Annotated in this window: 11 protein-coding genes; 1 reads left to right on the top strand and 10 read right to left on the bottom strand. The window is 46.6% G+C overall.

The genetic code is table 11. The annotated features are described in order from the left end of the window. Window positions 1-92 precede the first annotated feature (92 nt). Both FJM74_RS21930 and FJM74_RS21925 read right to left on the bottom strand, forming a co-directional pair. Window positions 93-1,937 carry a PLP-dependent aminotransferase family protein gene (locus tag FJM74_RS21930; protein ID WP_187264794.1) on the bottom strand — a complete coding sequence of 615 codons (1,845 nt, stop codon included), beginning with the start codon at window positions 1,935-1,937 and terminating at the stop codon, window positions 93-95. A 21-nt stretch (window positions 1,938-1,958) separates the two neighbouring features. Next, window positions 1,959-2,120 (bottom strand): hypothetical protein, encoded by a 162-nt coding sequence (locus tag FJM74_RS21925; RefSeq protein WP_187264793.1) that lies wholly within the window; start codon window positions 2,118-2,120, stop codon window positions 1,959-1,961. Window positions 2,121-2,660: 540 nt separating this feature from the next. On the opposite strand from FJM74_RS21925, the gene FJM74_RS21920 reads away from it, so the two are divergent. Further along, entirely contained in the window at window positions 2,661-3,671 is a 1,011-nt protein-coding gene (locus FJM74_RS21920) for an LLM class flavin-dependent oxidoreductase (protein WP_187264792.1), read from the top strand. Between the two features lie 174 nt (window positions 3,672-3,845). Here the strand turns inward: FJM74_RS21920 and FJM74_RS21915 are convergent, their stop codons facing one another. The 8 genes from FJM74_RS21915 to FJM74_RS21880 form a co-directional block, all read right to left on the bottom strand. Beyond that, window positions 3,846-4,283: an RrF2 family transcriptional regulator gene (locus tag FJM74_RS21915; protein ID WP_187264791.1), complete on the bottom strand. Its 438-nt coding sequence runs from the start codon at window positions 4,281-4,283 to the stop codon at window positions 3,846-3,848. Between the two features lie 155 nt (window positions 4,284-4,438). Next, on the bottom strand, window positions 4,439-4,720 hold the full coding sequence (locus FJM74_RS21910) for a cupin domain-containing protein (RefSeq protein WP_187264790.1): 282 nt from the start codon (window positions 4,718-4,720) through the stop codon (window positions 4,439-4,441). 49 nt (window positions 4,721-4,769) lie between these two features. Continuing rightward, on the bottom strand, window positions 4,770-5,165 hold the full coding sequence (locus tag FJM74_RS21905) for a group III truncated hemoglobin (protein ID WP_187264789.1): 396 nt from the start codon (window positions 5,163-5,165) through the stop codon (window positions 4,770-4,772). 2 nt (window positions 5,166-5,167) lie between these two features. Next, window positions 5,168-5,569, bottom strand: coding sequence for a cytochrome C (locus FJM74_RS21900; RefSeq protein ID WP_187264788.1), 402 nt, complete (start codon window positions 5,567-5,569; stop codon window positions 5,168-5,170). Window positions 5,570-5,573: 4 nt separating this feature from the next. Then, window positions 5,574-5,831, bottom strand: a complete 258-nt coding sequence (locus tag FJM74_RS21895) for a hypothetical protein (RefSeq protein ID WP_187264787.1) — start codon at window positions 5,829-5,831, stop codon at window positions 5,574-5,576. A gap of 14 nt (window positions 5,832-5,845) precedes the next feature. Further along, complete coding sequence (locus FJM74_RS21890) at window positions 5,846-6,091, bottom strand: hexameric tyrosine-coordinated heme protein (RefSeq protein WP_187264786.1); 246 nt, start codon at window positions 6,089-6,091, stop codon at window positions 5,846-5,848. Window positions 6,092-6,129: 38 nt separating this feature from the next. Continuing rightward, entirely contained in the window at window positions 6,130-7,143 is a 1,014-nt protein-coding gene (locus tag FJM74_RS21885; RefSeq protein WP_206684089.1) for a cbb3-type cytochrome c oxidase subunit II, read from the bottom strand. Window positions 7,144-7,203: 60 nt separating this feature from the next. Further along, entirely contained in the window at window positions 7,204-9,078 is a 1,875-nt protein-coding gene (locus tag FJM74_RS21880) for a cbb3-type cytochrome c oxidase subunit I (protein ID WP_241739297.1), read from the bottom strand. Between the last annotated feature and the right edge of the window lie 142 nt (window positions 9,079-9,220).

Genomic DNA, 9,220 nt, shown 5'->3' with positions numbered 1-9,220 from the left:
TAAATTGGCTCGGTTACTCCTTATACGTTTCACTCCTCTTGCAATAGCTGAGCACCTTTGCTACAAGTAACAATGGTGCCTGGAGCAAAGACTTAAATTTGCTCGACAAAATCTAGAAAGACTTTTTTATGTAGTTCAAGGTCCATGTCAGGTGATAGTGCTACGCGGGCAATATAATCTTTGTCAACTTCTTTTGTCGTCCCTTGGGTGGAGGTTGCAGGAATCGTCCAATAAGACCCTTTCAACTGCCCATAGCTCACACAGTATTTACTTTCATGGGGAATCTCTTCTATCATTAAATTGATTAATTTTAAATTTAACGCTCTTTTGTAAGATTCTCTTTCTTCAGCCGTATTCCCTTTTGTTGGAAGATCGAGTGAAAACACGGATGGTGTAAATCCTTCTTCAGCCAGTTCATCAGAAACAAAATTGATTTTTGCCGCCGGTAATACCTCTTTGATAAAATTCACATAGGCTCTTGTGTTCACATAAGCATCTGCAATCCTTTGATTCATAGAAGGCAATTGCTCTGCCAGTATCTCCATCTGAAGAGCAGTAGCCTCGTTGTCGCAAAGCTTTAAGTGCTTTGCTATTTTTCCCAGCAAAGCTTCTGCTTTTGTATTTGCTACACAGTAGCCGGCCGTAACTTTTCCCCCACTCGGAAATTTTGAGCCGCTAACATAGGATATGGTCCTGATGGTTGAGAGTACTCCGTCTTCACTTGCAAACTGTACATTAGGGCAAAATGTCTGATCCAGGATAAAAACCGGTTCAATTGCAACTTCACCGGCTGCGGTCTTACGCTCTTTACTTAAAACATCTCTTAGTTTTGCAAGATCCGGAACTTCAACCCTTGGATTTGTTGGAATCTCAGCAATAATGTAAGGCACAGCATCCTGGCTGGCAATTTTGTCCAGCACTGCATCAATGCTTTGAACCATATCATTTTCCCCATCGACGAGCAGGTCCACTATTTCAACATTTTCCAGACAAGCAGCTACTCGCCTGGCCTGGTCGTTTGTTCCACCATAGCAATTAGGAGGGACAACAAATTTAATAGCCTTGCCTTTGTGTTTTTCCAGTGCCTCGTGCACCAGCCCCATCATGATCGCATACTGCATAGACAACCCGGATGAAGCAACCAGCGCCCCTATATTTGTTCCGGTGATATTTTTGATTGATGCTAAGACACTTGCTTTGTTCTTCTCGACGTCATGCTGCTCATAATCGGTAGAAGCTTTCCCTGTCAGCTGCTGCAAGGCAGCAAAACAATTGGCCGGAGTCATGGCAATTGTTTCTCTTCTTCGCACATGCTGAATTTCTGAGATATAGCGTTCTTTTTGATCTCCGTTTACCAATAAGATACTTCCCAATCGAGGATGAATCAGGACAGAGAAGTCGATATTCGGGTTAAGATCAACTTCACCAATTTCATCTCTTTGTGAAACAAAAATAGTACTGCCGTTAAATTCAGAAACTACTTCTACTTTCTCAACTTGCTTTACATTAAACCTATACCCGTAAACACGCTTTAGCACGTCAGCATCGAAAGCATCCGGCAACCCACCGGTATGAACAATCTGGGTATGCTTCCGATCCAGCAGGTTCTTTCTCAGAACTGCTAAAATTGGGATCGTTCTGGAAGAAAAACTGATGACATTCTCAGGTTTCAGATTATTCAACTTGGCAATAGTCCATTCCAGTACCGAAGATAGTGGGTGGCCCAGCCGAATATAGTCGTAAGCAGTAGGCAAACCACCGAGCGCTGATGTTTCAGAATTGCTGTCTCTAAACAGGTTTTCGAACTGCTCTAAGAATTGGGTTTTGGCTAATTGTTCTTCATAAATATCCAGGCGATGAGTGGTTAGCTCCAACCAGTCAGCTGGCATGTTCTCTATAACCTCTTGAATATACTTAAGCACTTTATCATCTTTCATAATTTTCACCTTGAGTTAAGCTTAATCTTCTATTTTAGGGCCTCTATCCGTGTTATTGTCATTTTTGGGGGAATTGTGTTTAGCCTCTCTTGCTGAAATTTTAAGAGACTCCTGATGTTTTTTCCTTTCCAGAAATTCTTTCTGGCGCTGTTTTTTCTGCTGGTCACTTGCTCTGGTACTCATAATCCGATATTCTTTTTTAATAATTAACTCTTTAAGTCTGGCTAAGCTCTAAATTCTATTCATAGGTATACGCTCAATCAAAATTAATTATTTTCTGTACTCCTGCTTCAGTCTTTACATACAGTCGCTAAATCCCTATGCCTAATGTTCGATAATTTAATAGCTCGGTTGAATTTTACTTTTGCGCCGCTTGGTATCTCAGTGCTTCAATCACATCATCCTACCACCTTAATACACAGCAGGTACTCCGCATACCTTTCTCTATCATGTCACCAGCGTGCAGACCAAGGATTTACCATGACAGTATACTGGAGGAAACAGTGGACGTTGCCAACGAGATAAGAGCCCAATTAGTTGAAAAAGGCAAAAGGCCGTAAGACTTAGAGGTGGTGAGAGATGTGTATGTCATTATTCCGAATATCTCCCATTATTGCCCCTTACGGTACGGCGAGCCGGCTGGCTTAGAGGGCAAGACGGAAAATGATTACATCTCACACACCCAGGGAAGACGTTAACAGAAACAAAAATGAATTGAATACCATGAAACAAAACATTGCTTACTCTATTCTTGAACTTGCTATTGTATCGCAGGGAGAAACCATACAGCAGACACTGCACAATTCTTTGGCATTGGCAAAAGAAGCGGAGGCACATCATTACAAACGCATTTGGTTTGCCGAGCACCACAACTCAGATAATATTGGCAGTAGTGCCACATCACTCCTCATTGGTTACGTGGCCGAAAACACCACCACTATCCGGGTAGGCTCAGGTGGTGTGATGCTTCCTAATCATTCGCCATTAATTATAGCCGAACAGTTTGGCACGCTTGCTCATCTATACCCAAACCGCATTGATCTAGGCCTCGGAAGGGCGCCTGGTACAGACCAGCAAACTGCCCGTGCTATCCGGTCAGATTTTATGGAGGCGGCACATTCCTTTCCTCGGGAAATAGAAAAAATTCAGCAATACTTTTCCAAAGAAAATCAAACCGCCAAAGTGAGGGCGCCAATTGCAGAAGGTACAGATGTTCCTGTTTATGTATTGGGCTCTTCTACCGATAGCTCGCATATTGCCGCCGAAAAGGGGATGCCTTACGCTTTTGCCAGTCATTTTGCCTCAACTCATTTGCACAATGCCTTGCGAATTTATGAACAGGAATTTCAACCTTCCAGGTTTTTAAAAAAACCCTATACCATTGCAGGAGTGAACGTTCTGGTTGCCGATACCGATGAGGAGGCCGAAAAGCTATTCACCTCACTAATCCGAATGTTTGTGGGGGTGTTAACAGGATCCAGAGCCCCATTGCATCCACCAACTGAAATGACGGAAGAGTTGAAAGAAATATTGCAGCATCCAACTTTACAGCAAATGCTCCGGTATTCCTTTGTCGGGAGTAAGCAAGCAGTGAAAACGCAGATTCAGGAATTTCTGGAAGAAACGGGCGTGGATGAATTGATTACTGTGTCAACCATGTACAACCTGGATGACCGTTTAAAATCTACCAGACTCTTTGCAGAAATCATGACGGAGTTAAACGAAAACGGGTAAGAAGAGGAAAGGCATCATCTATTAACCTCTTTGAAAAAATGGCCTATTGTAATATAGAGTTAAAAAGAAAGCGTAATTTAAACTGTGCCAGCCACTGTTTTTTACAAACTGGCCCGACTAAAGTTACTTGAATGTCCTTAAACACCGGCAAGATTTACTTCTATCAGGGAATACCTATGTAAGGTTCTTTATAAATGAAGTACCCTCTTTAAGCTCCCTTGCCAGTTGCTGTATAGTTGTGTTCTGAAACACATCCCGCAGGGACTCACGTGCCACTGCAAATTTATCATGCATGGGGCATGGGTGGGTGGCAGAGCATTTTTGCAAACCCAGTCCGCATTCCCAGAAAACGGCCATTCCGTCTATGGCATTCACAATATTGATTACAGGTTGCTCCAGCTGGTATTCTTCAATAAAAAATCCGCCGTACGGTCCTTTTAAAGAAGTAATAATCCGGTGCTTGTTGAGGATTTGCAGAATCTTTGCTGTAAAAGCTTCAGGCGCATCTACCTCTTTTGCTATTTCTTTCATATTAAGTTTAACCCCTTCGCCAGCTTTCGAGGCAATATAAACTGCCGCCCTGATACCATATTTGCACGCCTTAGAAATCATATTCTTTCCCCTTATTTAAAAATTCTGCTACAAACATATAGTATAAAGCCTAACATTGAACAGAAAACTATAAGCACCAGTTTCTGGCTCTGAGTTATACCTGATCGTATTGCTACAACAGCAATTTGAAATATGCAGTTAATCCTTTGGCCTTACTAGCTCTTGGTGAAAAGTATATGCGCACCAGAAGCTAAAACAACGGAGGCAGCAAAATCTTCCAAAACATGCAGACTGTGCGGCTCATTAGCAGGAATAACCATAGTGTCACCTGGTTCCAGTACAACTTCTCTTTCCCGGAGTTTCAGCACTGCTTTACCCACTCTGATAACCAGGAACGCATCTGACGAGGCATGATGCAGCGGCATGCCCTCTCCTTTGCCTAAGCTAACGCTCAACACTTTGTAAGAAGCATTGGCATGAATTTCTTTCATTTCCATTTCAACTTCATCAGATCAATTATAAAAAATCAACCTCTACTGTTGCCGGTTATACCAGCGTTACTGTATCAGTTCCTTTCAGCCCATCAATACGCCTTTCAAAGTTGGTGGCCATGATCAAAGCTCTTTTCTTCGCCTCCTCTGCCATCGGGCCTTCAAAATAAGTATCTACGGTGCCTATGAAAAGAGACAGCCAGCGTTCGAAGTGTTCTCCATCTACGGGCATGGTGGCATGCTTTGCAAACGGGTTTCCGGTATAGCCTCTGACTCCGAACAGTGCAGCGTTCCAGAAGGTATACATCTTTTCCAGGTGCGGCTTCCAGTAAGTATTGAGTCTGAAAAGAAAGATCGGTGCCAGTAGCTCATCTTTCCGGACCAGGGTATAGAACTCATCTACCAATACTTTTATATCTTCCAGCCCGGTTATATCGTGTTTTTGTGTCATCTTTAAATTGTAAACTGTGTGATAAGATAATACATTGCCCAGCCGCCAAACAGGATGTGTAGGATCCAGACCCAGTTGGGTATGCTCCTGGGGGTTTCACTTCCCTCTATCAGGAACACTTTCTGATCGCCTTTGCCATAGGCACTTACCATGATGGGCAGCACACCGTCTACCACCTCATTCTCAGAAATGCCTTCCACATTTATGTCCGGCCCGTTACGCACTACAAACGGTATTCTGCGGATGCCTTCCTTACCAGACGGGTCTTTGCTGACAATTCGCAGGACATGTTCTCCATCGACCAGTTTGCGGGTATCCAGCTCAAAGTTGATGGGCGATTTGAAGGACCCTACAGGCTGCGGATCATCATCTACAAAAATTATTACAGAGCTCTTGTCTTCCATTCTGTCAGAAATCTAATACGGTTCTTTTGATGTGGTCACTGCCTTTTTCGCCCGGACGGACCAGCCATTTTATGCTAAAAAACAAACAAGCCACCACAATGACCACCGTGGCCCAAACAAGGACGTAGTCCCAGTCACTTTGCGGGCCTGCCCCATGGCTGATGCCCTGCAGCACCTTTGGCTGCTGCTTTTCACAAACCGGGCAGGCATAGACTGCCAGGCTGAAGAGTATGCCGAGCACTGTTATCAGGAATGTTTTCATAGGTAAATTATTCTTTAATCTTTTGCTCGCCAGTAATTGTTTGCATGTGCAATCGTTTGAAATTCTACCGCTATTACGTGAGCTGATGCAATTAACTGCGCTGTATCGGAAGCGTATGCAGCACGTAGCTGCTGCCGGATGCCGGCATCCGGCTGGATAGCGCCAATGGATTTCCGGGCAAGTTTGATAGCGAGTTGCCGTCCCTCAAAGGGCGTGGCTGTTATTAGGCTTGGCACGTAATCTTCTTCCTGGTTTTGCATAGGTATAATTTAGAATTTAATATAAACTTTGTATCTCCTTATTTCTTGGCTGTCTGCTTCAGGAAATCCATGATCTTCTGAACTTCATCCACCGGCACCTTGCGCGCGCTGTTGCCCCAACTGGTGCGCTCGTGGTTGATGATGGCGGCTACCTCCGCAGCTGATAATTTCATATTCGTTCCAATGGCTGGCATGGAGGCAAACTCCGGCCGGGCATCGTAGCCGTTCATCACCACATCAATCAGCACCTCCGGGTTATCGTCCAGTACAATCTGGCTACCTTTCAGGGGCGGGAAGGCTCCTTTCAGGCCCTCGCCGTTGGCCTGGTGGCAGCTCTGGCAGTTGGCTGCGTAAAGCGCAGCACCATCCAGCCCCAAGTCTTCGCCTCCACTTGCATCCGTCTTAGCTTTTTCTTCCCGCTTGTACAGGAACTCCGGCGCAGCCATGGAGCCGGGCAGCTCCGCCTGCTTCAACGATTGCAGGTAGGCTACCAGATTCAGGGCGTTCTGGGTTGCCACGATCTTGCCTTGCACACCTTTCCGGAAAGCATCAGGCACAGGAACCTCCACATCGTCTTCCTCGAGCTCCGCTTTTTCTTCAAACAGCCATGGGTAAGCCGGCATAATCGACTCCGCTACTACTGCGCGTGGCTGGTACAGGTGCAACAGGTTCCATTCGGCACTTGGTTGGCGGCTGCCTATATCAGTTAAGTCTGGGCCGGTGCGCTCTGTCCCCATCAGGGTGGCCGTATTGCGCCATAGGTCGGTGCGTTGTTCATCGGCATAATCGGCAGCAATACTGGGGCGCTTGCCCCATACCTTGTCCATATCGAGGTTACGCACCTGCTGGGTATGGCAGGCCACGCAGCCGTTGGCCACATAGAGCGCCTTGCCTTGCACGGCGGCATCACTCAAGGCCTCTTCGGTTGGCAGCGGACTGTTGTTGTTCTGGTTGCTGATGGCAGGCATAATGGCAACCAGTATGGTGAGCAGGACAAACAGGCCGAGTGCCGTGAGGTAAAGTTTTCTATAGTCGTTAAAAAAGTCCATCATATGCTTTGTGTGCTAGGGCGCAACTGTTAGGAATTTATTGGGTGCTATTGTCTGTTGCTTTCATTTATCGAGGATGTCCACCAATTCATAGTTGTTCGTATGGAGTTTTTTGATGGCTTCGTCATTAATGTTCACTGTTTTGCGCGGGTTTATCATCCGGTACATGTTGTAGGCGAACACCAGGTGCGACACCCACATCAGCGAACCGCCAATGGCACGCCACAACCAGTAAGGAGCCATCATGGTCACACTCTCTATAAAAGGCAACCCTTCCATCCACATCAGTCCGCGCATGGTACCGCCCCACATCAGCGGAACGGTATAGAACATCATACCGATAAAGGCCATCCAGAAGTGAATGCCCACCGTGATTTGTGGGGGCTCCTGGCGCGTAAGCCGTGGCACGATGGCGTAGATGCCACCCCACAGAAAGAAGGCGATTATGCCATACATAGTCAGGTGCGAGTGCGCCACCGTGAAGTCTGTGAAGTGCCACATCAGGTTGGTGCTGCGGAAGGCCTCCGCCGTGCCCTGCAGCGAACCCGTGAAATAGAAGATGATGCCCACAATGAAGAAAGGCAGGGTATAGCTGCCGGCTACCTTATGCCAGGCGCCCCGGAAGGTCATTATAAAGTTGGTAGTGCCTGATACAACCGGTATAATCATGCCCGCACTACCCACAATGGCTACCGTCTGCAGCGACCAGGGAATAGCGCTGAATACAAAATGGTGTGTTCCGATCAGGGTATAGAAGAATATCTGCGACCAGAAAGCAAGTATACCCAGACTGTAGGAATAAATGGGTTTGTTGAGCTGCTGGGGCAGGTAATAGTACACCAGACCGAGCGTGAAGAGCATAAACCACATGCCCACGCCCTGGTGCATGTAGTAGCCCTGGATGATGGTTTCGCCGAGCCCGTTTTGAAAATTAGGCACATACGCCACAATAGAGATCACGATCGCAAACATGACGGCCGCCACAATGTACCAGTTCGACACATAGATCTCTGTCGTTTTGCGGTTGGCAACCGTTCTCAGGTAGTTCACCAGGGTGATCACCAACCCAATGCCGAACAGCAACTGGATGGGCCAGATGTACTCCCGGTACTCGCCGCCGCCGTTGTTGATGCCTGCCATTAGCGCTATAGTGCCCAACACAACCGATACATTGATGAGGATGAGTGTCCACCAGCCGGCCTTTAGGCTGTGTATCTGAATGTTGCTCACCCGCGGCACGACATAATAGCCCAGCCCGAGCATAGCCAGCGACGACCAGCCCCAGAAAACTGCGTTAGTATGCACCGGCCGCAACCTGCCAAAGCTCAGCCAGCTCACCTGGTCCACATCCGGGGCCACGAACTTAATGCCGATATATTCTCCCACCGATGTACCAAAGACAAGCCAGAACGTAGCAGTCCCTAAAAACCAAAGGATGAGTCTTGAGAGTGCCGGGTCGATGCCGGGACGTACGATGGCCCTGCGTTTGGCCTCTATGAAGCGGATGTTGGCCCGCTCGTTGATGTTGCTTAAAAGGCCTTTGGAGTCCTCTGGAGAAAAAGGCCCTGATAGCTCCTGGTTGCTTAAGTGATAATCCTGGTGGAGTCTGTCGTTTTGCAGCGCTTCCAGCTGCTCCGCATTCAACGTCTTCAGGTATGCGGCGAAACGGGTGGCCTCCTCGGAGTCCTTTCTGTTCTGAATGTTCCTGAAGAGCGCATTTGCCTTCACCACCAGCAGAAAAAGGGCGGCGACAACAGGTATAATCAACAGGGTGATGGTGATAATAATACCCGGCATACTGAAAAGGCCGCTGCCCCCGGTGCTCCCAGATTGGGCAAAGGTGGCAGTCGGAAGGAGGATAAAAGCTGTTAGCAGTATGACGAAAAAGCGCTTAGAACTTTTCTCTGGGATTGTATCGTCCCTTCTTTGTTTGGTCATGTCAGCCGGTTTTTATGATGCATATGTTGTAAAGGTACGTAAATAAATCTATAAAGGACAAATTTACCCTTTATAGATTTAATAAATTATTTCGTTCCGATTTACTTTTTAACGGCTCCAACCGCAGCTAAATTTCTGAGTA

The organism is Pontibacter beigongshangensis, from assembly GCF_014332515.1.
In the GTDB taxonomy this organism is placed as follows: domain Bacteria; phylum Bacteroidota; class Bacteroidia; order Cytophagales; family Hymenobacteraceae; genus Pontibacter; species Pontibacter beigongshangensis.
The sequence above is the reverse complement of the archived record's forward strand: the minus strand, read 5'-3'. Positions and strand labels throughout refer to the sequence as shown.

Excerpts from the sequence above, each read along its gene's own strand:
- FJM74_RS21930 (WP_187264794.1), bottom strand. The coding sequence starts at position 1,937 with ATGAAAGATGATAAAGTGCTTAAGTATATTCAAGAGGTTATAGAGAAC.
- FJM74_RS21925 (WP_187264793.1), bottom strand. The coding sequence starts at position 2,120 with ATGAGTACCAGAGCAAGTGACCAGCAGAAAAAACAGCGCCAGAAAGAA.
- FJM74_RS21920 (WP_187264792.1), top strand. The coding sequence starts at position 2,661 with ATGAAACAAAACATTGCTTACTCTATTCTTGAACTTGCTATTGTATCG.
- FJM74_RS21915 (WP_187264791.1), bottom strand. The coding sequence starts at position 4,283 with ATGATTTCTAAGGCGTGCAAATATGGTATCAGGGCGGCAGTTTATATT.
- FJM74_RS21910 (WP_187264790.1), bottom strand. The coding sequence starts at position 4,720 with ATGGAAATGAAAGAAATTCATGCCAATGCTTCTTACAAAGTGTTGAGC.
- FJM74_RS21905 (WP_187264789.1), bottom strand. The coding sequence starts at position 5,165 with ATGACACAAAAACACGATATAACCGGGCTGGAAGATATAAAAGTATTG.
- FJM74_RS21900 (WP_187264788.1), bottom strand. The coding sequence starts at position 5,569 with ATGGAAGACAAGAGCTCTGTAATAATTTTTGTAGATGATGATCCGCAG.
- FJM74_RS21895 (WP_187264787.1), bottom strand. The coding sequence starts at position 5,831 with ATGAAAACATTCCTGATAACAGTGCTCGGCATACTCTTCAGCCTGGCA.
- FJM74_RS21890 (WP_187264786.1), bottom strand. The coding sequence starts at position 6,091 with ATGCAAAACCAGGAAGAAGATTACGTGCCAAGCCTAATAACAGCCACG.
- FJM74_RS21885 (WP_206684089.1), bottom strand. The coding sequence starts at position 7,143 with ATGATGGACTTTTTTAACGACTATAGAAAACTTTACCTCACGGCACTC.
- FJM74_RS21880 (WP_241739297.1), bottom strand. The coding sequence starts at position 9,078 with ATGACCAAACAAAGAAGGGACGATACAATCCCAGAGAAAAGTTCTAAG.